The sequence below is a fragment of the Pseudomonas fluorescens genome (genome assembly GCF_002837185.1).
GTDB lineage: Bacteria > Pseudomonadota > Gammaproteobacteria > Pseudomonadales > Pseudomonadaceae > Aquipseudomonas > Aquipseudomonas fluorescens_AM.
This window is the reverse complement of the sequence record NZ_KZ477992.1, coordinates 177,001-200,395: the sequence shown is the minus strand read 5'-3', so window position 1 is coordinate 200,395 and position 23,395 is coordinate 177,001. Positions and strand designations below refer to the sequence as shown.

Here is a 23,395-nt window from a genome sequence, read left to right as displayed (position 1 = left end):
GGTGGGTCAGTTGCAAATGAGCTGACTGATACACCGCTATCGGGGGCAAGCCCCCTCCCACATTGGTCCGTATCCGGTCAGTCCAATCCGCGCGGCAGCTGCAAGGTAACGCGCAGGCCGCCTTCGCGCAGGTTCTGCAAACTCACTTCGCCCCCATGGCTATGGGCGATATTGCGCGCAATGCCCAATCCCAAACCGTAGCCCTGCTGCTGCCCGGCCAGGCGAAAGTGTGGCTCGAACACCTGCTCCAGGCGCTGTTCCGGCACGCCGGGGCCTTCGTCGTCCACGTGCAGGATGAACTCGGCGCCATCGTCCTCGATGTGCAAATGCGCGTTCTGTCCGTATTTCAACGCATTGTCGATCAGGTTGCCGATGCAGCGCTTGAGCGCCAGCGGCTTGCCCGGATAGGTGGCAAGGGCCTGCCCATGCTGGGTCACTCGTCCGTTGCCGTTGGGCGCAAGGTAGGGTTCCACCAGGCATTCGAGCACGTGGTTGAGGTCCACCGGCTGGATGTTCTCGTGGATATCGGTGTCTTTCACGCACTGCAGCGCGCCCTTGACCAGCAATTCCAGCTCATCCAGGTCACGCCCGAATTTGTTTTGCAGGTTCTCATCGTCGAGCAATTCCACGCGCAGGCGCAGGCGCGTGATGGGCGTGCGCAGGTCGTGGGAGATCGCGCTGAACAGTTGGCTGCGCTCGGTCAGGTAGCGGCTGATGCGCTCACGCATGGCATTGAACGCACGCCCCACTTCCACCACTTCACTGCCGCCGCCTTCGGCAACCGGTTCCACGTCCGCCCCCAGGGACATGTCCCGCGCCGCCCGCGCCAGGCGCTTGAGCGGTCGGCTTTGCCAATGCACCAGCAGGCCGATAAACAGCAGCAGGAAGCCGCTGGTCAACACGATAAACCACACCTGCTGGGCCGGCAGGCCCTGCTCTTCAAGGCTGGTGTAGGGTTCGGGCAACAGCGAGGCGATGTACAGCCATTCACCCGGCGCCAGCTGAATCTGGGTGACCAGTACCGGTGGGTTGACCGGCTCCAGGGTCAACGCGTAGTGGGCCCAGGAGCGCGGCAGTTCGTCGAGCTTGAGGCCGGCGTTGAAGATGCGCAGGTCTTCGGCGCTGACAAACTCCACCGAGATATGCACATCGGCGCCGAGGGTCTGGCGCAACACGTCGTCCACAGCCACCAGCACCGCCTGCTTGCGCGGGGTTTCGGGCAATACCTGCATGTCCAGCGGACGATCATTGAGGGTCACCACAAAACGCGTGCCGCCCATGCTGCGCAACTGGTCGAGCACCAGTGGGCGATAGGCCACCGGCAATGAACGGAAGTAACTCACGCTGGCGGTCATCGAATGCGCCAGGCTACGGGCGCTGGTGACCAGGCCTTCCAACTGCGTGGCGCGCAGCTGCGAGACCCAGATCACGCTGGACAGCGCCTGGGCGAACAACACGGCGAGCAAGGTCAGCAGCAACATGCGCCCCAGCAGCGAGCGTGGCACGGGAAAACGGCGGCGGCGTTCGCTCAGGTGTTCAGTGGGCATTGCCGGCAACCACGCTGGCTGCCAGTTGATAGCCGCTGCCGCGCACGGTGCGGATCAGCCGCGGAGGTTTCTCGGTATCGCGCAGGCGTTGGCGCAGGCGGCTGACGGCCATGTCGACGATGCGGTCCAACGGCATCAGGTCGCGGCCACGGGTGGCATTGCCGATGGTGTCGCGGTCGAGGATCTGTTGCGGGTGGTCGAGAAACAGCTTGAGCAAGGCAAAGTCGGCACCGGAGAGGATCACCTCTTCGCCGTCCACATGAAACAGACGGTGGCTGACCGTATCCAGGCGCCATTCGTCGAACACCAGCACCTCGCCGGCACCGCTGCGCTCCTGGCCGAACTGACAACGACGCAACAGCGCCTTGATCCGCGCCTGCAATTCGCGGGGGCTGAACGGCTTGCCGATATAGTCATCGGCGCCCAGCTCCAGGCCGATCACGCGGTCGGCTTCATCGGAACTGGCGGTGAGCATGATGATCGGCACCTGCGCCTGGCGCGGGTGCTGGCGAACCCAGCGGCAGAGGCTGAAACCGTCTTCGTCCGGCAACATCACATCGAGGATCACCAGGTCGCACGGCGCCTCGCTCATCGCCTGGCGGAACCCCGCGCCATCGGCCACGCCACGCACCTGGAAGCCGGCGCGACTGAGGTAGGTCTGCAGCAATTCGCGGATTTCCTGGTCGTCGTCGACGAGGAGAATGGATTTACTGATTACGCTCACGGGGCCTCCTTGTTGTTGTGGGTGTTCTTGAGGGCCTCATCGGGGGCAAGCCCCCTCCCACATTTGAAGGTATTCACAAATCGATAGGTGGGAGGGGCTTGCCCCCGATGAGGCCATCACAGCCTAAGCAAATGCCTGCTCAAGCGCCACACCCGCCCCGGTCAAGCCGGAATACGGCGCGGTCACCAGCCACACCGGAATCCCTTTGAAATAGTCGCTCATGCAGCCTTTATCGGCAAAGCTCTTGGCAAAACCGCTGTTGATAAAGAAGTCGGCAAACCTCGGTATCACCCCGCCCACGATGTACACGCCACCACGCCCGCCGGTGGTCAGCACATTGTTGCCCGCCACCCGGCCCAGCCAGATGCTGAACTGGTCCAGGACTTCCATCGCCACCGGATCGCCCGCCAGCCCCGCTGCCGTGATGGCCTCGGGCGTGTCCAGCACCGGTGTGTGCCCGTCCACCGCGCAGATCGCCCGGTACAGGCGCGGCAAGCCGCCGCCGCTCAAGGCGGTTTCGGCGCTGACATGGCCGATCTCGCTGTGGATGTGCTGCCACAACTGGGTTTCGCGCGGGCTGCCCAGGGGCAGGTCAACATGGCCACCCTCCCCCGGCAATGCCGCAAAGCGCCCTGCGCCAAGGTCCAGCAGGGTACCGACGCCCAGGCCGGTGCCGGGGCCGATCACCACTGCCGGGCGCAACGGCTCCGGGGTGCCTTCGCAGACTACCCGGAATTCGTCGGGCTGCAGGCGGGTCATGCCCAGGGCCATGGCCGAAAAATCGTTGACCAGCAGCAGTTCGTCCACCTGCAGCGCCTGGCAAAACGCCGTCTTGCTCAGGCGCCAGTGATTATTGGTGAACTTGAATTCATCGCCGCTCACCGGCCCGGCCACCGACAGGCAAACTGCCCCGATATCGCCGATATTCAAGCCTTCTTCCGCCAGATAGAACCTGATCGCGTCTTCAGGGCTGGGGTAGTCCGCCGTGGCATGCACACGAATCGAGTGCAGTGCCTGATCCCGCCACAACGCAAAACGGGCGTTGGTACCCCCGATATCACCGACCAGCGCTAACTTCACTTAAGCGTCTCCAAGGCAGAGGTAAAGGCGCTGGCGCCCTGCTCTGCGGAGCTTGCGGCCAAGCGCATGAATGCAAACAACTCGCGACCAGCGCCCACGTTATTGCCCAACAGGCCAGTGGCAGGCGTGCGCGCTGCAAATACGTCGGCGTCCACCTTAAGCTCCAGGGTGCCGGTCACGCCATCGACGCGAATGATATCGCCATCCTGGACCCGTGCCAGCGGCCCGCCGCTCTGGGCTTCGGGGTTGACGTGGATCGCGGCGGGAATCTTACCCGAGGCGCCGGACATGCGCCCGTCTGTTACCAACGCCACTTTGAAACCACGGTCCTGCAATACGCCGAGAAACGGGGTCATCTTGTGCAATTCGGGCATGCCGTTGGAACGCGGGCCCTGGAAGCGCATCACCGCAACGAAGTCTTTTTCCAGCAGGCCCGCCTTGAAGGCATCGGCCAGGTCCTGTTGATCCTGGAACACCACCGCCGGCGCTTCGACCACCTGATGTTCCGGTGCGACCGCAGACACTTTCATCACGCCACGGCCAAGGTTGCCTTCCATCACACGCAAGCCGCCTTCCGGCGAAAACGCACGGGCCACGGGGCGCAGGATGGTTTCGTCGAGGCTTTCGATGGGGCCGTCGCGCCAGATCAGTTCGCCATCGACCAGGAACGGCTCCTGGGTGTAGCGGCTCAAGCCTTTGCCCGCCACGGTGTTGACGTCTTCGTGGAGCAGGCCGGCTTCGAGCAGTTCACGGATCAGGAACGACATGCCGCCCGCCGCCTGGAAGTGGTTGATGTCAGCCTTGCCGTTCGGATACACGTGAGACAGGGTCGGCACCACCTCGGAGAGGTCGGCCATGTCCTGCCAGGTCAGGATGATACCCGCCGACATGGCGATGGCCGGCATGTGCAGGGTGTGGTTGGTGGACCCGCCCGTGGCGTTGAGGGCGACGATGGAGTTGACGATGGATTTTTCGTCGACGATCTCGCCGATGGGCGTGAAGTTGCCGTTGGCCTTGGTCAGGCGCGTGACCTGGTGCGCGGCCTCGCGGGTCAATGCGTCACGCAGCGGCGTGTACGGGTTGACGAACGAAGCGCCCGGCAGGTGCAGGCCCATGACTTCCATCAACAGTTGGTTGGTGTTGGCGGTGCCGTAGAAGGTGCAGGTGCCGGGGCTGTGATAGGACTTCATCTCCGACTCCAGCAACTCTTCGCGGCTGGCCTTGCCTTCGGCGTAGCGCTGGCGCACATCGGCCTTCTGCTTGTTGGAGATACCCGACGGCATCGGCCCGCCGGGCACGAAGATCATTGGCAGGTGACCATAGCGCAGCGCGCCCATCATCAGGCCGGGAACAATTTTGTCGCAGATGCCCAGCATCAACGCGGCGTCGAACATGTTGTGGGACAGCGCTACCGCCGTGGACATGGCGATGACTTCACGGCTGAGCAGGCTCAGCTCCATGCCCGGCTCGCCCTGGGTGACGCCGTCGCACATGGCGGGCGTGCCGCCGGCGAACTGGCCGACCGAGCCGACTTCGCGCAGGGCTTTCTTGATTTGTTCAGGGAAATGTTCGTACGGCTGATGCGCCGAGAGCATGTCGTTATATGAAGAAACAATTGCCACGTTGGCGGCATTCATCATGCGCAGGCTGTTTTTGTCCTCGGTGCCGCAACCGGCCACGCCATGGGCGAAATTGGCGCATTGCAGCTTGCCGCGCATCGGACCGTCGCTGGCGGCGCCGCGAATGAGCGCAAGGTAGGCCTTGCGGGTGGCGCGGCTGCGGGCGATAAGCCGTTCGGTGACCTCAAGAACGCGGGGATGCATGTATAGAACTCCAGGCTAACGGATGTGGCGACCTGAGAGTCTATGCTGATCAAACGCCCACGGCTCATGGGATGGCAGGGGTCGTTTGAATCATCGGACCAGTTGATTCAGGTCACTCGTTGTAGATTGAACAAAATATTGCCACTAAAAAGGCTTGTTTTCTATTTTTATGCGAATAATCTTGTAATTCTTACAACAAATCGACGACAGGCACTTTTCCAATGACTCTACGTATCGCAATCAATGGTTTTGGCCGTATCGGCCGTAATGTCCTGCGCGCACTGTATACCCAAGGCTATCGCCAGGATCTGCAGATCGTCGCCATCAACGACTTGGGCGACAGTTCGATCAATGCCCACCTGCTCAAATACGACACCGTACATGGCACATTCGACGCAGAGGTCGCCCACGATCAGGAAAGCCTGACCGTCAACGGTGACCGGATTGCCGTGAGTGCCATTCGCAACCCGGCCGACCTGCCGTGGGCCGCGCACAAGATTGACGTGGTGTTCGAATGCACCGGCCTGTTCACCGACCGTGACAAGGCTGCCGCGCATATCAGCGCCGGCGCGCGCAAGGTGATCATCTCCGCACCGGCCAAGGGCGCGGACGCGACCGTGGTCTATGGCGTAAACCATGACATTCTGCGTCAATCGCACCAGATCATCTCCAACGCTTCGTGCACCACCAACTGCCTGGCACCCGTCGCCCAGGTGCTGCACCGGGAGCTGGGCATCGAAAGCGGCCTGATGACCACCATTCACGCCTATACCAACGACCAGAACCTGACCGACGTCTACCACACCGACCCGTACCGCGCGCGTTCGGCCACCCAGAACATGATCCCGAGCAAGACCGGCGCCGCCGAAGCCGTCGGCCTGGTATTGCCGGAGCTGGCGGGCAAGCTGACCGGCATGGCCGTGCGCGTGCCGGTGATCAACGTGTCGCTGGTGGACCTTACCGTACAGCTGAAAAAAGAAGCCACCGCCGACGAAGTCAACGCACTGTTGAAGCAGGCCAGCCAGCACTCGAAAATCCTCGGCTACAACACCCTGCCGCTGGTTTCCAGTGACTTCAACCATAACCCGCTGTCGTCGATCTTCGATGCCAACCACACCAAGGTCAGCGGTAAGCTGCTCAAGGTACTGGCGTGGTATGACAACGAGTGGGGCTTCTCGAACCGGATGCTGGATAACTGCCTGGCGCTGTGTAACGCCGAGTAATCCTCGGACTGTAGGAGCGAGCTTGCTCGCGAAGAACGCATAAACACCGCGTTCATTCAGGCTGCCAGCGTTATCGTTGACGACCTTCGCGAGCGAGCTCGCTCCTACAGGATTAACGCTTAGCAAAGTGCCACTTGCCATTTCAGTTGATGATAAGCATTATCATTAACTGCATGTCGGTCTGGTATCACTGTGAGCCTATCTCGCTTCAACCACGTCTTTCTCGCCCAACGGGTGATCCTGCTGCGCACGCTGCAGCGCATGGTGAATAACCACAGCACCGCCGAGGACCTGTTGCAGGAAACCTACCTGCGGGTGACTCGGGCCTTGAGTGAGCGGCCGATCGACCACCTTGAACCCTTCGTCTACCAGACCGCGCGCAACCTGGCGCTGGACCATTTGCGTTCGCGCAGGATCCAGGCCCGCACCCTGCAGGAAGATGTCCCGCTGGATATCCTGCAAAGCGTCGCCGCCCCCATCAGCACGCCCGAAGACGCCACCCAGGCCGAGCAATTGCTTGAGCACCTGAGCGTCAGCCTGGGCCAGTTGAGCGCGCGCCAGCAACGGATCTTCATCCTCAGCCGCCTGCACGGTTGCAGCTACCAGGAGATTGCCGATCAGTTGCAAGTGTCCTTGAGCACGGTGCAGAAGGAACTGAAATTGATCATGGCCATCTGTGTAGGTGTGGCCGAGCGGTTGGATCAGCCTTAAGCTCCATCAGACAGAGGTTATCGATCCAGCCTGTAGGAAATAATGAATAAAACGTGGCGAAGACCCGAGGAACACCGTGACGGACCCGAATAGACTGCGCCCCCATGAGCTGGCTCATGAGGTGCTGCAAGACACGGCCATGGACCAAGCGCTCGATTGGCTGATCGCCTTGCAGTGCCCGCAACCCGGCCAACAAGCCGCCTTCCAGGCCTGGCTGGCGCAGGACCCGGCGCATGCCCACGCGTTCAGCAAGGCTCAGTCCGCCTGGGGTGGCGCGCCGGTGCACAGCGCCGCCGTGGCGTTGGCCGCGCCGCGCAGACCGAGCGCCTGGCGCCGGGTCAAACCGCATTGGAAACCCCTGGCCACCGCTGCCGTGCTGCTGCTCGGTCTGTTCAGCTTCAGCGACCTGCCGGTACGCCTGCAGGCCGACCACCTCACTGTGGTCGGTGAGCGCCAGCGTCTGCAACTGGATGACGGCTCCCATGTCCTGCTGAACACCCATTCGGCGTTTTCCAGCCGCATCCAAGACCACCAGCGCATCGCCCGCCTCTACCAGGGCGAAGCGTTTTTCGACATCGCCCCCGCCCGTGGCCTGCCGCTGGAAATCGACGCCGGCCCGGTGCGCGCCAGCGTGCGCGACACTGCGTTTGCCGTGCGCTATCTCAACGGCGAAGCCCAGGTGCAAGTGCAACGCGGTGATGTCGACCTGAGCAATACCTTCGACGACGCCCGGGTGCGCCTGAGTGCCGGCGAAAGCATCCGCATCGGCCCCAGGGGCTTCGGCCAGCCGGCCAAGCTGGACGCCGGCAAGGACCTGGCCTGGGTCCAGGGCCGGCTGGTGTTCGAAAACTGCCCGATGAGCGAAGTGCTGGCGGAGTTGCGCCGCTATTATCCGGGCTGGATCGTCAACACCAACGACAAGCTCGCCAGCGTCGCCGTCACCGGTAACTACCGCCTCGACCAACCATTGGACGTGGTGCGTTCCCTGGCCCACATCACCTCGGCCAAGCTGTCGGAATACCCGGCGCTGGTGATTTTGAACTGAATGAGAAATATTTTTACTCGATATTAACCGGCGATACGTCTCGTTATAGCCAATGCAACTGATTCCTATTTGATTTCGGTTCGCAACTATAAGATTCGTATTTCCGGAGCGCTCTCGATGTCCTCTCGTTTCAACCGCCGGTCTTGTTCGCCCGTTCTGTCCTTGCTGACCGCTGCCATACTGATGGCCGGCGTGCCGGCGGCAATGGCCGCAACCGCCGCGGAACCTGCGCCGCGCAGCCACGGCAACTACAACTTCAGCATCGAACAGCAGCCGCTGGTGGCGGCGCTGAACGCGTTCACCGGCGTGACCGGCTGGCAAGTCGGCCTGCCGGCCGAGCTGGGCCAGGGTGTGTCGTCGCCGGGCGTGCGCGGGGCGTTGTCGCCGGAGAAGGCGCTGGAGCGGCTGTTGGTGGGGACCAACCTGAGCTACCGCAAACTGGGCAACAACACCATCGTCCTGGAGAAACGTGCCGCCGGCAGCGCCCTCAACCTGCAGCCAGTGACCATCAGCGCCACCCGCACCGAGCAGGCTGTCGACAGCGTACCGAGCATGGTCAGCGTGCACGACCGCCAGGAACTGGACCGCCAGAACGTCAACAACACCCGTGAGCTGGTGCGTTACGAACCGGGCGTGTCCGTGGGCGGCGCCGGCACCCGCTCGGGCAACGCGGGCTATAACATTCGCGGGATCGACGGCGACCGCATTCTTACCCAGGTCGATGGTGTGGAAGTGCCGGACAACTTCTTCAACGGCCCCTACGCCAAGACCCGGCGCAACTACGTCGACCCGGAAATCGTCAAGCGCGTGGAGATCCTGCGCGGCCCGGCCTCGGCCCTGTACGGCAGCAGCGCCATCGGTGGCGCGGTGAGTTACTTCACCCTCGACCCGGATGACATCATCAAGCCCGGCCAGGACGTTGGCGCACGCCTGAAAACCGGCTACAGCTCCGCCGACGAAAGCTGGCTGACCTCCGCCACCGTCGCCGGCCGCGTGCAGGATGTCGACGGCTTGCTGCACCTGAGCCAGCGCAACGGCCACGAAACCGAATCCTATGATGGCAACAACGCCACTGGCCTAGCCCGCACCGGCGCCAACCCGGAAGACGCCCGCACCACCAACGTGCTGGCCAAACTGGGTTGGAATTACGGGGACGACAACCGTCTGGGCCTGACCTACGAGAAGTACAAGGATGATCGCGACGTCAACCTCAAGAATGCGGTGGGCGGCCCGTTCATCGGTGGCCGTGGTTTCAACCTGTACCGTGACCGTCGCGGCAACGACACCATCACCCGTGAACGCTTCGGCCTGGAAAACAGCTTTGCCCTCGAGTCGCCGATCGCCGACCGCATCAAGACCAGCCTCAATTACCAGATCGCCAAGACCGACCAGACGACCGCCGAAATCTATCAGTCCGGCCGCCGTGTATTGCGCACCCGCGACACGCTGTACGAAGAAAAACAGTGGGTCTTCGATGCACAGCTGGACAAGGCCTTCAGCCTCGGTGCCACCGATCACCAGGTGACCTACGGCACCACCCTCAAGCAGCAGAAAGTCACCGGCTCGCGTGAAGGCGGCGCCACCTGCCTGGCGGTCGGCAGCGGCTGCACCGCCATCGGCGCGCCCAGCCCATCGGCCAGCGACAGCGTGAAGAAATCCAGCGACTTCCCCGACCCGACCATCAACACCTATTCGCTGTTCGCCCAGGACCAGATCACCTGGGACAACTGGACCTTCCTGCCCGCCGTGCGCTACGACTACACCCGGCTCAAGCCCAAGCTGACCGAGGAATTCCTCAGCACCGTGAACCCCACCGGAGAGTATGCGGTCGACGGCAAGGACAAAACCTGGCACCGCGTCACGCCCAAGTTCGGCCTGACCTATGCCCTGACCGATCAATACACCTGGTTCGGCCAGTACGCCGAGGGTTTCCGCACACCGTCCGCCAAAGCGCTGTATGGCCGCTTCGAAAACCTCAACCTGGGCTACACCGTGGAGCCCAACCCCGACCTCAAGCCGGAAACCAGCAAGGGCATCGAAACCGGGCTGCGCGGCAAGTTCGACGAAGGCTCGTTCGAAATCGCCGTGTTCTACAACAAATACCGCGACTTCATCGACGAGGACAACGCAGTGGTCGGTGGCACCGTCGAGCAGTTCCAGGCGGTGAATATCAAACGCGCCACCATCAAGGGCGCCGAGGCCAAGGGCCGGCTGAACCTGGATGCGTTCGGCGCGCCGCAAGGTCTCTATACCCAAGGCGCGGTCTCCTACGCCCATGGCCGTAACGACGACAACGGCGAGCCGCTCAACAGCGTCAACCCGCTCAAGGGCGTATTCGGCCTGGGCTACGACCAGGACAACTACGGGGGCCTGGTGAGCTGGACCCTGGTGAAGAAACAGAACCGCGTCGACAGCAGCACCTTCCACGCCCCCGACGGCGACACCCGCGGCCCGTTCAAGACGCCGGGCTTCGGCATTCTTGATCTGACCGCCTACTACAAGCTCACCCACGACGTGACCGTCAACGGCGGCCTCTACAACCTCACCGACAAAAAGTACTGGAACTGGGATGACGTGCGCAGCTACGACAGCGTTGGCGAAGCCGCAGTGACCGGCCCGGCCAACCTCGATCGACTGACACAGCCGGGGCGCAACTTCGCGATCAACCTGATCTGGGACATCTGACGCGCCCTGCCGCACCTCGCCGCAATGATCGTGCGGCGAGGTGAGGATTTTTTACTGTGCCGCGTCTTCCTGTTCGTCTAGTTGATAACGGCTCTCTTTAGAGCCACAAGGCGCTCCCCCCTCAAGGATTTTCTCATGACCGCTTCTCCTACTGCAGAACGTCCAGGCCTGCGCTCCCAGCGCCTGAACCAGATCACCAACGAGCCGCACACCAAGCTCGACGCACTGGTCAAGGCGCACGCCCCGTTTGAGACCCAGGCCAACTTCGCCCGCTTCGTGGTGGCGCAGTACCTGTTCCAATCGGAGTTGGTCGCGCTGTACAACGATGCCGAACTGAACCGGATCATCCCGGACCTGGCCGAGCGCTGCCGCGCAGAAGCAGCCAGGCTCGATCTGGGCGACCTCGACACCGACGTACCCGCGCCGGTCGCCGGTGCCGTGAGCAACCCGGGCCAGGCCGAAGCCCTGGGCTGGCTGTTCGTCTCGGAAGGCTCCAAACTGGGCGCTGCCTTCCTGATCAAACGGGCCGTGGGCCTGGGCCTGAGCGAGACCTTCGGCGCGCGCCACCTGGCCGAGCCGGTCGGTGGACGCGCCGAAGGCTGGAAGCGCTTCACCCGCATTCTCGACGGCCTGCCGTTCAGCGCCGAAGAAGAAGCCGCGGTAGAAAAAGGCGCAATCGATGCGTTTGTACGCTTCACCGTATTGCTGGAACAGGCGTACGCTACGGCCCCTGAACTGGCCTGACCTACTGATTGAAATGCAATCAAATGTGGGAGGCGGCTTGCCCCCGATGCGGTGTGTCAGCAAAGAATTTATTGACTGATACACCGCCATCGGGGGCAAGCCCCCCCCCCCACAGTTGGAACGCATTTCACATTGTTTTTCTGTGATAACCCTACCTATGACCGGCAAAACCCAATCCACCTCCAGAATCGCGCAGATCCTCTACGGCCTGCTGGCCTACGTCAGCCTGGGGATCGGCCTGGTGGCGATTGTCATACCGGGTTTACCCACCACCGAATTCATCCTGCTGGCCACCTGGGCCGCGACTAAAAGCTCGCCGCGCCTGAGCGCCTGGCTGGAAAACCACCGCCTGTTCGGGCCGATCCTGTTCAACTGGCGCAATGGCAAGATCATCGCGCGTCGGGCCAAAGTCAGCGCCACCGTCAGCATGCTGCTGTGCGCCGTCCTGATGCTGGTGATGCTCGATCACGGCTGGCCGATCTACCTGGCAATCGCCGGCATGGGCCTGGGCAATCTGTGGATCTGGTCTCGCCCCGAGCAGCTTGCACCGCCCGTATAACACTGCGCGTAGGCGTTTTCCTACCGCTCATCGTCTGTCACTCATGAATTGATTTGTTAAGCCGATGTTTCAGACATGGCGCCGAATGGACTTGGCTCTGCTGCGCGCATCTCAACAAGTCCATTCGTGAGTGAACCTATGTTCGACACCCTCTCCATCCGCCTGAAAATCGTGCTGCTGTCCGGCCTCTGCCTGGTAGGGGTCATTGCACTGGTGGTCGGCATCAACATCTACAACACCAACCAGAACGATCAACTGGTCAGTGACTCAAGCTCACGCATGCTGACTGCCGGCGTGGAACAGTTGCTGCAAGCCAAGGCGGCCGAACAGGCCGTGCAGTTGCAGAAAACCTTCAACGAAAACCTGCTGGCGGTCACCGCCCTCGCCGACCAGATCAAAGACCTGCGCAACCTCGGGGCCAAGCGTTCCCTGGAAGCCGGCGCCCTGCGCGAAGAACTCAACCAGAGCGTCAAAACCGCTTTCGACCGTAACACCAAGGTGCTGGGCATCTGGCTGTCGTTCGAACCCAACGCACTGGACGGCAAGGACAGCGAGTTCATCGACGACAAGGCCCGCGTCTCCAACGAAAAAGGCCGTTTTTCCAGTTACTGGAGCCGGGCCGGCGGCGAAGGCCTGAACACGGTCATGGTCGAGGCTGACCTGACCAAGACCACCCTCAACCTCAGCGGTACGCCCTACAACATTTGGTACACCTGCCCACGCGACACGCGCACCACGTGCCTGCTGGACCCGTACGAAGACACCGTGGCCGGCAAGCCCGTGCTGATGACCACCATCTCCCTGCCTTTGATCGTCGATAACAAGGTGATCGGCGTCGTCGGTGTCGATATCGCCCTCAACGCCCTGCAAGCCGACACCGATGCGGCGCAGAAGGGCGTGTTCAACGGCGCCGCACACGTGGAGGTTCTGTCCAGCACCGGGGTGATCGCCGCCTACAGCGGTGAGCCGGCCAAAGTGGGCAAGAACCTGATCGACACGCTTGGCGCCGAGGGCAAAGAGATCGTGCAACTGCTCGCCGATGATCGCCCGATGATCCGCGAACAGGGCGAGACCATTCGTGCCGTATACCCCGTCAAGCCGATTGCCGACGCCAAATCCTGGGGCGTGGTGATCAAGCTGCCCAAATCGGTGATGCTGGCCGATAACGTGAAACTGCAAGCTGTGCTTGACCAAGCCCAGGCGACAGGCACCCTCAAAGCCTTGCTGGTCGCCGCCGCCGCGGCCCTGCTGGGCCTGCTGCTGATCTGGCTGACCGCCACCGGCGTAACGCGTCCGATCAACAGTGTGGCCGCCATGCTCAAGGACATCGCCAGCGGCGACGGCGACCTCACCCAGCGCCTGGCCTATGCCAAAAAAGACGAACTGGGCGAGCTGGTGAACTGGTTCAACCGCTTCCTCGACAAACTGCAACCGACCATCGCGCAGATCAAGCAAAGCATCACCGAGGCGCGCGGCACGGCCGACCAGTCCTCGGCCATCGCGCGCCAGACCAGCGAAGGCATGCAGGTGCAATTTCGCGAGATCGACCAGGTGGCCACCGCGTCCAATGAAATGAGCGCCACCGCCCATGACGTCGCCAACAGCGCCTCCAATGCCGCCAGCGCGGCACGCGGCGCGGATCAGTCGGCGCGCGAAGGCATGTCGATCATCGAGCAAAGCACCCGCGATATCACCTCGCTTGCCCAGGAAGTCAGCAAGGCCGTCGGCGAAGTCGAGGCGTTGGCCGTCAATAGCGAACAGATCGGTTCAGTCCTGGAAGTGATTCGCAGCATTGCCGAACAGACCAACCTGCTGGCGTTGAACGCGGCGATCGAAGCGGCGCGTGCCGGGGAAAGCGGACGCGGTTTTGCGGTGGTGGCCGATGAGGTGCGCAACCTGGCCAAACGCACCCAGGATTCGGTAGAGGAAATTCGTCTGGTGATCGAACGGATCCAGAGCGGCACCCGGGACGTGGTGGCGACCATGCATTCCAGCCAACAACAGGCCCAAAGCAATGCCGGGCAGATCCATCAAGCGGTGCAGGCCCTGGGCAAGATCAGCGACGCCGTGACCGTGATCAGCGACATGAACCTGCAGATCGCCAGCGCCGCCGAAGAGCAGAGCGCGGTGGCCGAAGAGGTCAATCGCAACGTCTCGGCGATCCGCACCGTGACCGAAACCCTCACCGGCCAGGCCACCGAGTCGGCGGCCATCAGCAGCCAGCTCAATGCCCTGGCCAGCCAGCAGATGAAGTTGATGGATCAGTTCAGGGTTTAAGACACACTGCAGGTCCAATATGGGAGGGGGCCTGCCCCCGATGGCAGAGTGTCAGTCACTTATCTGTAGCTGACTTTACCGCTATCGGGGGCAAGCCCCCTCCCACATTTTGACCCTTTTTGTTTTACAGGCCGGTCCAGGCCTGGACGAACGCCGCAACATCTTCCTTGGGCGCCGTACGCGGCGGGTTCTGCGGCGTGCCCAGGTACAGGAAGCCGATCACTTCTTCATCTGCGGTCAGCCCCAGCCCTTTGGCCACATGAGCCGAGTAAGACAACTCGCCCGTGCGCCACACCGCGCCGATCCCTTGCGCATAAGCCGCCAAAAGAATGCCATGGGCCGCACAGGCGGCTGCCAGCAATTGTTCGGACTTCGGCACTTTGAAATGCTCCTGCAGGCGGGCGATCACCACCACCACCAGCGGCGCCCGCAACGGGCCGTTCTGGGCCTTGTCGATAGCGGCTTGCGGGGCATCCGCATCCTGCAAACGCGCCGCTTCGGCCAACAGCGTGCCCATGCGCTCACGGGCCGGGCCTTCCACGGTGAGGAAACGCCACGGGCGTAACTGGCCGTGGTCGGGCGCGCGCATGGCGGCGGCGAACAGCACGTCGCGCTGCTCCTGGGTCGGTGCCGGTTCCAGCAAGCGCGGCACGGAAACACGGTTGAGCAAAGCGTCGAGAGCCTGCATTGGCCACCTCCAGAAAAAAATGTGCGGTCATTCTAGCGGAATGCATCGGGATGCCACCAAACGATAATTGCTCTTATTCAAACTGCCCTGCCCTGTTAGACTTTGCCACCGGATTTTTCGCCTTCGTTCAGGAAACTCGATGTTCCGTTCGCTACTACGCCTGTGCGCAGCATTGATGGCCCTGGGCCTGACTGCCTGCGACGACGCCCCAAGGTTTACCCAGGCTGAGCCGGGGGAAGCGCGGGCCGGCGGCGCGGCGACCGTGAACAAGCGCGACCAGAACGCGTTTTCCCTACCCTCGGCCAACCTGGCGCCTACCCGCCGCCTGGACTTCAGCGTAGGCAACAGTTTCTTTCGCAGCCCCTGGGTGATCGCGCCCTCGACCACCACTGCGCGTGACGGCCTGGGCCCGCTGTTCAATACCAACGCCTGCCAGAACTGTCATATCAAGGACGGCCGGGGCCACCCACCGCTGGCCGATGCGCCCAATGCCGTGTCGATGCTGGTGCGCCTGTCCATCTCCCCCCCAGATGCAGAGCTGGCGCCTTACGCCAAACTCATCGAACAGCTTGGCGTGGTGCCCGAGCCGGTGTACGGCGGCCAACTGCAGGACATGGCCGTGCCGGGCGTGGCACCGGAGGGCAAGGTGCGCGTCGACTACACGCCGATCAACGTCAGGTTCACGGACGGCACGGTGGTCGAGTTGCGCAAGCCCGCGCTGCAGATCACCCAGCTTGGCTATGGCCCGATGCACCCCGACACCCGCTTTTCTGCGCGCGTCGCACCGCCGATGATTGGCCTGGGTTTGCTTGAAGCCATCAGCGACGCCGACATCCTGCGCAACACCGACCCGAAAACCGCCGACAGCGAAGCCATCATCGGCCGGGCGAACCAGGTATGGGATGACGCCGAGCAAAAGACCGTTTTAGGGCGCTTTGGCTGGAAATCCGGGCAACCCAACCTCAATCAACAAAATGTTCACGCATTTTCGGGTGATATGGGCCTCACCACTTCCCTGAGACCCTTCGATGACTGCACCGACGCCCAGGTGGCCTGCAAACAGGCACCCAACGGCAACGGCCCCGAGGGCGAGCCGGAAGTCAGCGACAACATTCTGCGCCTGGTGCTGTTCTATACGCGTAACCTCGCCGTGCCGCTGCGCCGCGACGTCAACGCGCCACAGGTGCTGGCCGGCAAGAACCTGTTTTACCAGGCAGGTTGCCAGGGCTGTCACAAGCCAACGTTCACCACGGCGGCCAACGCCTCCGAACCCGAACTGGCCAATCAGGTGATCCGCCCCTACAGCGACTTGCTGCTGCATGACATGGGCGAAGGCCTCGCCGACAACCGTACTGAATTCAAGGCCGGTGGCCGCGACTGGCGTACCCCGCCGTTGTGGGGCATCGGCCTGACGCAAACCGTGAGTGGTCACACCCAGTTTCTGCATGACGGCCGCGCCCGCAACCTGCTTGAAGCCGTGCTCTGGCATGGCGGGCAAGCGCAAGCGGCGCAGCAGCATGTGTTGTCGTTCAACGCCGAGCAGCGTGCCGCGTTGCTGGCATTCCTGAATTCTCTATAAGCTTTGCCCCAATTACAGAAGGGAGCTCGACATGTTCCGTCCCAAGTTGTTGTTCACCAGCCTGGCCGCCCTTGCCCTCGGTGCCTGCTCGCCCCAGGATCCGCAAGCGGTGACCTCGGCCGCCATCGCCAAGCAAGTCATCCTGCCGACCTACAGCCGGTGGGTCGAGGCCGACCGTCAGTTGGCCGTCAGCGCCCTCGCCTATTGCCAGGATAAAGAAAGCCTGGACACCGCCCGTGCCGACTTCCTCCACGCGCAAAAAGCCTGGGCCGAGTTGCAACCGCTGCTGATCGGCCCGCTGGCCGAAGGCAACCGCGCCTGGCAGATCCAGTTCTGGCCGGACAAGAAAAACCTGGTGGGTCGTCAGGTCGAGCAACTGGTCAGCGCCCAGCCGCAGATCGATGCGGCCGCCCTCGCCAAATCCAGCGTGGTGGTGCAAGGCCTGTCGGCCTACGAATATATCCTCTACGACGCCAAGCCCGACGTTGCCGACGCGGCCCAGAAAGCCCGTTACTGCCCGCTGTTGATGGCCATCGGCGAACGCCAGAAAGCCCTGGCCGAAGAGATCCTGGCGAGCTGGAACAGCACCGACGGCATGCTTGCGCAGATGACCAAGTTCCCGAACCAGCGTTACGCCGACTCCCACGAAGCCATCGCTGATCTGCTGCGCGTGCAAGTGACCGCCCTGGATACCCTGAAGAAAAAACTCGGCACGCCGATGGGTCGCCAGACCAAAGGCATCCCGCAGCCGTTCCAGGCCGATGCATGGCGCAGCCAGTCGTCCCTGCAAAGCCTGGAAGCCAGCCTCGCGGCGGCCCAGACCGTGTGGGTGGGCGTTGACAACAAAGGCCTGCGCGGGCTGTTGCCGGCCGATCAGAAAGCCCTGGCCGACAAGATCGACGCCGCCTATGCCGCGTCACTCAAACTGTTTGCCAGCAACCAGCGTACCCTCAACGAACTGTTGAACGACGACGCCGGGCGCCAGCAGCTCAACGACCTCTACGACAGCCTCAACGTGGTCCATCGCCTGCACGAAGGCGAGCTGGCCAAGGCGCTGGGCATCCAGCTGGGCTTCAACGCCAACGACGGTGACTGATAATGCTCAGGCGACAGGCTTTGGCGGTTGGCAGCGTACTGCTCAGCGCACTCACCTTGGGCGGCTGGACGCTGTTCAAGCACAAGGACAAGAGCCCGCTGCTGCTGTCGGCGCGCGATGACGCAGACGGCAGGCACTACGCCGTCGGTTATCGCCTGGACGGCAAGCAGGTGTTCGCCACCCAGGTCGGCCAGCGCTGCCACGACATCATCAACCACCCGACGCTGCCGATTGCGTTGTTCGTCGCCCGCCGCCCGGGCACCGAGAGCTACCTGATCGACCTGCGTGACGGCGCGCTCCTGCAAACCATCACCTCGAACGCCAATCGCCACTTCTATGGCCACGCGGTGATCCACAAGAGCGGCGACTGGCTGTATGCCACCGAGAACGACACCTCCGACCCCGGCCGTGGCCTGTTGGGTGTGTATAAGTTCGAAGGCGAGCGGCTGGTGCACAGCGGCGAGATCTCCACCCACGGCATCGGCCCGCACCAGGTGTCCTGGATGCCCGATGGCGAAACCCTGGTGGTGGCCAACGGCGGCATCCGCACCGAAGCCGAAAGCCGCGTGGAGATGAACCTCAACGCCATGGAGCCGAGCCTGGTGCTGATGCACCGCGACGGCAGCCTGATCAGCAAGGAAACCCTGGGCCAGCAGATGAACAGCGTGCGCCACATGGGGATCGCCAGCGATGGCACCATCCTCACCGGGCAACAGTTCATGGGACCGTCACAGGAGCGTTCCGAATTGCTCGCCATCAAGCGTCCGGGTCAGCCTTTCGTGGCGTTCCCGGTGGCCGATGAACAATGGCAGGCAATGGGGCACTACACCGCCAGTGTTGCGGTACACAGCGAGCTGCGGCTGGTGGCGCTGACGGCGCCGCGGGGTAATCGCTTCTTTATCTGGGACATGGACAATGGCGAGTTGCGCCTGGACGGCCCGCTGCCCGATTGCGCCGGAGTGGGCGCGGTGGCGGACGGGTTTGTCGTGACCTCGGGCCAGGGGCGCTGCCGCCTCTACGATTGCCGCCAGAAACAGCCAGTAGCGACGCCGCTGACCTTGCCCGCAGGATTGTGGGATAACCACCTGCATCTGATGACGTAACCTCCCGCTTCGATCTCAACGCTCCTGGGCTGACACTCAGGAGCCTACCCGCCGACAGCTGCTTGGCACATTCCCCTACACAATCTGTAGAACTCTCTCTCAATCGCCTTCCAGTATTCTCACAACAACTTGCGAAACGACTACTTATCCCCGTCCTTGTCCTGATCAAGACTGCGGCGCTCCGTGCCGCGCCGCTTGCTCTTGCGTGCTCGCGCGCCGTTCACAATCTGCACACGTCTCACAAGGACCCCACTATGACCATGCCGGCCCGCCGGATGATTATCATGCTCAGCCTCGTTCTTTCAGTCGTCCTGATGCTTGCCGGCTACAAGACGTACTGGATTTATCAGCAGTTGCAGCTTTTGCATGGGCCCAAACCACCGGTCAGCGTGGCGACGTCCAATGCCTTTGAAATACCCTGGCAGCGCCAAATGCCGGCGGCGGGCACGCTCAAGGCATTGCAAGGTATCGACCTGAGCACTGAGGTGCCCGGCGTTGTGACACAGCTGCACTTTGAGTCCGGGCAAATGGTCGAAGCTGGACAGCCCTTGCTGCAGCTTGAGCACCAGACCGAGCAGGCCGAGCTGGACGTGGCAAAGGCCGACCAACGCCTGGCCCGTCAGAACTTCGAGCGCGGCCAGAAACTGGTGGAGATCAGCGCCATCTCCAAAGGCGAATTCGATCGGCTCGGCGCTGAATTCAATCGAAACACTGCCGTCGTTGCACAGCGCACTACAGCGCTGGAAAAGAAGCACATCGTTGCCCCCTTCACCGGCACCATTGGCATCCGCCAGGTCAATGTGGGCGATTACCTGCAAAGTACCCAGGTCATCGCCAGCTTGCAGGACAGACGCCAGCTTTATGTTGACTTTTATGTGCCCGAGCAAGCCGTTCAGCTGATCAGGATCGGGCAGTCGGTTCAGGTTGAAGTCTCGGCACGCCCCGGCAACTTCAGCCTCGCCAAAGTGAGCGCCATCAACCCGATCGTCGATGACAGCACGCGAAACGTGCTGGTACGTGCGACGCTGCCCAACCCTCGCGACGATCTGCTACCGGGAATGTTCGCCAATCTACGGGTGCTGCTGGACGAACCGACGGCACAAACCGTCATCCAGGAAAGTGCGATCGCCTTCAGCCCCTATGGTCAGTACGTTTTCGTAATAACACCTGATAACAACGGTGAGCCGCAAGCCGCCGATGCCAGCGATGCGCCGCCACTGATCGCCGAGCAGCGCCTGATCGAAACGGGTGAGCGTCGCCATGGCCTGGTGGTGGTTTCCAAGGGACTGAACAAGGGCGAACAGGTGGTCACTGCCGGCCAGCTCAAACTGAAACACGGCACCCCTGTGCGCATCAGTATCGACCGAAGCCAGGCGGATGGGCCGCGGCCGATGCCCGATCGGGAGGGCACGCAATGACCTTCACCGACCTGTTCATTCGTCGCCCGGTACTGGCCGTGGTCGTCAGCCTGCTGATCGTGCTGCTTGGATGCCAGGCTTACAAGAAACTGCAACTGCGCCAGTTTCCACAAATGGAAAACGCGCTGATTACGGTCACCACGGTCGCCCCGGGCCTGAGTGCGCAAACCATCCAGAGTTACATCACCCAACCCTTGCAACAAAGCCTGGCCAGCGCGCAAGGCATCGACTATATGACGTCGTCCAGTCGTCAGAATATATCGATCATCTCCATCTATAGTCGGGTCGGCGCCGACAGCAACCGCTTGTTCACCGAACTGCTGGCCAAGTCCAATGAAGTCAGAAACCAGTTGCCCAGCGGCATCGAAGAACCGGTACTGAGCAAGGTTGCAGTGGATAGCACTGCGCTGATGTACCTGAGTTTTTCCAGCAACACCATGAACAATGCGCAGATCACCGACTATCTGCAGCGGGTCGTCCAGCCTCGGCTGGTGACACTGCCGGGCATGGCGCAAGCGCAGATTATCGGCAGTCAGAACTTCGCCATGCGCCTGTGGCTCGACCCGATAAAACTCGCGGGGTTTGGCCTGAGCGCCAGTGACGTAACCCAGGCCATCAGGCGCTACAACGTACAACCTGTCGCGGGGGACCTGACCGGCGAATATGTCGTCACCAGCGCGACCACCAACACCGAACTCCAATCGGCCGAGGGATTCAGTGCGATCCCGGTGAAAACCGACGGCGACAACCAGGTACGTCTGGGAGACGTGGCGCGCGTGGAATTGGGCTCGCGAAATTACGACAGTTTCAGCACGTTCAACGGTATCCCGGCGGTTTATATCAGCATTCAAGCCACGCCCGATGCCAACCCACTGGAGTTGGGCAAGCGCGTCCGCCAATTGATGCCCCAATTGCAGACGCAGGTGCCACCCGACCTGCACACGGATATTGCTTACGATTCGACGCTGTATATCAACGCTTCGATCGACCAGGTGCTGTCCAGCCTGCTCGAAGCCGTACTGATTGTGGTGTTGGTGGTGTTTTTGTTCCTGGGTTCCTTACGCTCAGTGATCATTCCAGTCATCACCATTCCACTGTCGCTGCTAGGCACATTGTTCCTCATGCAACTGCTGGGCTATTCCATCAACGTGCTGACGCTGCTGGCCATGGTCCTGGCTATCGGCCTGGTGGTCGACGACGCCATCGTGATGATGGAAAACATTCACCGGCACATCGAAAAAGGCAAATCCCCGCTTGAAGCCGCGATCAAGGGGGCAAGAGAGGTCTGCGTTCCGGTGGTGTCCATGACCATCACGCTGGCCGCGGTTTTTGCACCCATTGGCTTCATGCAGGGCTTGACCGGGGCGTTGTTCAAGGAGTTTGCCCTGACACTGGCTGGCGCTGTAGTGATTTCCGGGATCGTGGCGTTGACGCTGTCACCGATGATGTGCGCCATTTTGCTGCTGCCTGAAGAACAGCCAAAGGGCCTGTCGCAGGTTCTGGAGCGCTTCTTCAATGCCTTGAAAAAACGCTATCAGCGCCGCCTGCGCCAGATCATGCAAGCGCAGTCGGTGGTATTGGTTTTCGCCACGCTGGTGCTCTGCCTGATCCCGGCCATGCTCACGTTCACCCTCTCGGAATTGGCGCCCGACGAGGACAAAGGCCTGATTTTCATCCTGTCCAATGCCCCCCAGGCAACAAACCTGGCCTACCTGAACCGCTACACCCAGGACTTTATCGAACCGTTCAAAACCCTGCCCGAATACCAGGCATCCTTCCAGATCAATGGGCTGGATGGCGTACACTCAGGCGTCGGCGGCTTCCTGCTCAAAACCTGGGGGGAACGTGAGCGCACACAGATGCAAGTGCTGGAGCCACTGCGCGAAAAACTCGACAACAACCCCGGCCTGCAAGTTTTCGCATTCAACTTGCCCTCCCTGCCGGGTACCGGTGAAGGCCTGCCCTTTGGCTTTGTCATCAGTTCACAGCAGGACCACAGTTCGATGATGAGCGTAGCCGAGCGCATCAAACAACGCGCGATCGACTCGGGAAAGTTTGCCTACGTGGATATCGACCTGGCATTCGACCGCCCTGAAGTCATGGTCGAAATTGACCGGACCAAGGCCGCCCAGATGGGCGTATCCATGGAGGATCTGGACCTGACCCTGACTACCCTCCTGGCTGAAGCGGAAATCAATCGATTCAGTATCGACGGTCATCTCTACAAAGTGATTGCGCAAGTCGAGCGCGACTACCGAGACAACCCCGACTGGCTGAACCAGTACGCGGTAAAAAACGCCAAGGGCCAATTATTACCCTTGTCGACGCTGGTCACCGTGTCCAGCCCTCAGGTTCGGCCGCAGCGGTTGAATCAGTTCCAGCAGCTCAATTCAGTCACGGTATCGGCGTTTCCGATCGTCGGCATGAGCAACGCATTGCAGACCTTGCAAAACATCGCACAGGAGGAAGCGCCAGCGGATTACACCTTCGATTACCGCAACGCTACACGCCAGTTTGTGCAGGAGGGCAATGCGCTATGGGGCACGTTCGGCCTGGCACTTGCCATCATCGCGCTGGTGTTGGCGGCGCAGTTTGAAAGCCTGCGTGACTCCCTGGTGATACTGGTAACGGTGCCGCTGTCGATAGGCGGCGCATTGATCGCGCTGTTCCTGGGGTGGTCCACCCTGAATATCTACACGCAGATCGGCCTGGTCACGTTAATCGGTTTGATCAGCAAACACGGGATCCTGATCGTCGAGTTCGCCAATCAACTGCGCAAGCAACAAGGCCTGTCCGCGCGGGCTGCGGTCGAGCAAGCTGCCGCGATCCGTCTGCGGCCGATTCTGATGACCACGCTGGCCACCGTCATGGGTGTCGTGCCGTTGATTTTCTCCAGCGGCGCGGGCGCGGTCAGTCGGTTCGATATCGGCATGGTGATCGCCACCGGCATGTCGATCGGTACCTTGTTCACCCTATTCGTCCTGCCCACGGTGTACACGACACTGACCAAAGCGGACACCCCAGCCAGGGCACTGACCCGATAGCGCAAAAAAAAGGCCTCGCATCGCGAGGCCTTTTCCGGGGGTTTCAATC

Annotated in this window: 17 protein-coding genes and 1 pseudogene; 13 read left to right on the top strand and 5 right to left on the bottom strand. The window is 61.9% G+C overall.

The features are described 5' to 3' along the window. Positions 1-77 precede the first annotated feature (77 nt). From CIB54_RS10575 to edd, 4 genes are all read right to left on the bottom strand, one after another. The gene (locus CIB54_RS10575) at positions 78-1,547 is read right to left on the bottom strand and encodes an ATP-binding protein (RefSeq protein WP_065951337.1); all 1,470 of its coding nucleotides are present in this window, start codon (positions 1,545-1,547) and stop codon (positions 78-80) included. After that, positions 1,537-2,271 carry a response regulator gene (locus CIB54_RS10570; protein ID WP_101219743.1) on the bottom strand — a complete coding sequence of 245 codons (735 nt, stop codon included), beginning with the start codon at positions 2,269-2,271 and terminating at the stop codon, positions 1,537-1,539. Before CIB54_RS10570 ends, CIB54_RS10575 begins: the two co-directional genes overlap by 11 nt. Before the next feature lie 123 nt (positions 2,272-2,394). Further along, positions 2,395-3,351: a glucokinase gene (locus CIB54_RS10565; protein WP_101219742.1), complete on the bottom strand. Its 957-nt coding sequence runs from the start codon at positions 3,349-3,351 to the stop codon at positions 2,395-2,397. Further along, the gene (gene edd / locus CIB54_RS10560) at positions 3,348-5,174 is read right to left on the bottom strand and encodes a phosphogluconate dehydratase (protein ID WP_101219741.1); all 1,827 of its coding nucleotides are present in this window, start codon (positions 5,172-5,174) and stop codon (positions 3,348-3,350) included. The genes CIB54_RS10565 and edd overlap by 4 nt, the downstream gene beginning before the upstream one ends. Positions 5,175-5,395: 221 nt before the next feature. Between edd and gap the strand changes: the two genes are divergently transcribed. The 8 genes and pseudogenes from gap to CIB54_RS27945 all read left to right on the top strand — a co-directional run bounded on the left by gap (position 5,396) and on the right by CIB54_RS27945 (position 14,418). Beyond that, positions 5,396-6,397: a type I glyceraldehyde-3-phosphate dehydrogenase gene (gene gap / locus CIB54_RS10555; RefSeq protein ID WP_057704386.1), complete on the top strand. Its 1,002-nt coding sequence runs from the start codon at positions 5,396-5,398 to the stop codon at positions 6,395-6,397. A gap of 192 nt (positions 6,398-6,589) precedes the next feature. Further along, entirely contained in the window at positions 6,590-7,108 is a 519-nt protein-coding gene (locus tag CIB54_RS10545; protein WP_065951333.1) for an RNA polymerase sigma factor, read from the top strand. A 76-nt stretch (positions 7,109-7,184) separates the two neighbouring features. Then, positions 7,185-8,153, top strand: a complete 969-nt coding sequence (locus CIB54_RS10540) for a FecR family protein (protein WP_065951332.1) — start codon at positions 7,185-7,187, stop codon at positions 8,151-8,153. 117 nt (positions 8,154-8,270) lie between these two features. Continuing rightward, on the top strand, positions 8,271-10,838 hold the full coding sequence (locus CIB54_RS10535; protein WP_101219740.1) for a TonB-dependent receptor: 2,568 nt from the start codon (positions 8,271-8,273) through the stop codon (positions 10,836-10,838). Between the two features lie 135 nt (positions 10,839-10,973). After that, positions 10,974-11,582: a biliverdin-producing heme oxygenase gene (locus tag CIB54_RS10530; protein WP_101219739.1), complete on the top strand. Its 609-nt coding sequence runs from the start codon at positions 10,974-10,976 to the stop codon at positions 11,580-11,582. Positions 11,583-11,739: 157 nt separating this feature from the next. Then, positions 11,740-12,141, top strand: a complete 402-nt coding sequence (locus CIB54_RS10525) for a YbaN family protein (RefSeq protein WP_101219738.1) — start codon at positions 11,740-11,742, stop codon at positions 12,139-12,141. Positions 12,142-12,216: 75 nt separating this feature from the next. Further along, a pseudogene (locus tag CIB54_RS27950) lies at positions 12,217-13,560 on the top strand (HAMP domain-containing protein); the annotation flags it as partial. A 102-nt stretch (positions 13,561-13,662) separates the two neighbouring features. Further along, on the top strand, positions 13,663-14,418 hold the full coding sequence (locus CIB54_RS27945) for a methyl-accepting chemotaxis protein (RefSeq protein WP_371914504.1): 756 nt from the start codon (positions 13,663-13,665) through the stop codon (positions 14,416-14,418). A 124-nt stretch (positions 14,419-14,542) separates the two neighbouring features. Here CIB54_RS27945 and CIB54_RS10515 read toward each other — a convergent pair whose 3' ends face one another. After that, positions 14,543-15,106 (bottom strand): NAD(P)H nitroreductase, encoded by a 564-nt coding sequence (locus CIB54_RS10515; protein WP_065951327.1) that lies wholly within the window; start codon positions 15,104-15,106, stop codon positions 14,543-14,545. 139 nt (positions 15,107-15,245) lie between these two features. Between CIB54_RS10515 and CIB54_RS10510 the strand changes: the two genes are divergently transcribed. The 5 genes from CIB54_RS10510 to CIB54_RS10490 all read left to right on the top strand — a co-directional run bounded on the left by CIB54_RS10510 (position 15,246) and on the right by CIB54_RS10490 (position 23,346). Beyond that, complete coding sequence (locus CIB54_RS10510) at positions 15,246-16,685, top strand: di-heme oxidoreductase family protein (RefSeq protein WP_101219737.1); 1,440 nt, start codon at positions 15,246-15,248, stop codon at positions 16,683-16,685. A 31-nt stretch (positions 16,686-16,716) separates the two neighbouring features. Beyond that, positions 16,717-17,781, top strand: coding sequence for an imelysin family protein (locus CIB54_RS10505; RefSeq protein ID WP_065951325.1), 1,065 nt, complete (start codon positions 16,717-16,719; stop codon positions 17,779-17,781). Positions 17,782-17,783: 2 nt separating this feature from the next. Then, on the top strand, positions 17,784-18,884 hold the full coding sequence (locus tag CIB54_RS10500) for a DUF1513 domain-containing protein (protein WP_101219736.1): 1,101 nt from the start codon (positions 17,784-17,786) through the stop codon (positions 18,882-18,884). 260 nt (positions 18,885-19,144) lie between these two features. Next, a complete protein-coding gene (locus tag CIB54_RS10495) occupies positions 19,145-20,302 on the top strand; it encodes an efflux RND transporter periplasmic adaptor subunit (protein ID WP_101219750.1) in 1,158 nt (385 codons plus the stop codon). Further along, positions 20,299-23,346: a multidrug efflux RND transporter permease subunit gene (locus tag CIB54_RS10490; RefSeq protein WP_101219735.1), complete on the top strand. Its 3,048-nt coding sequence runs from the start codon at positions 20,299-20,301 to the stop codon at positions 23,344-23,346. The genes CIB54_RS10495 and CIB54_RS10490 overlap by 4 nt, the downstream gene beginning before the upstream one ends. The last annotated feature ends 49 nt before the right edge of the window (positions 23,347-23,395 follow it).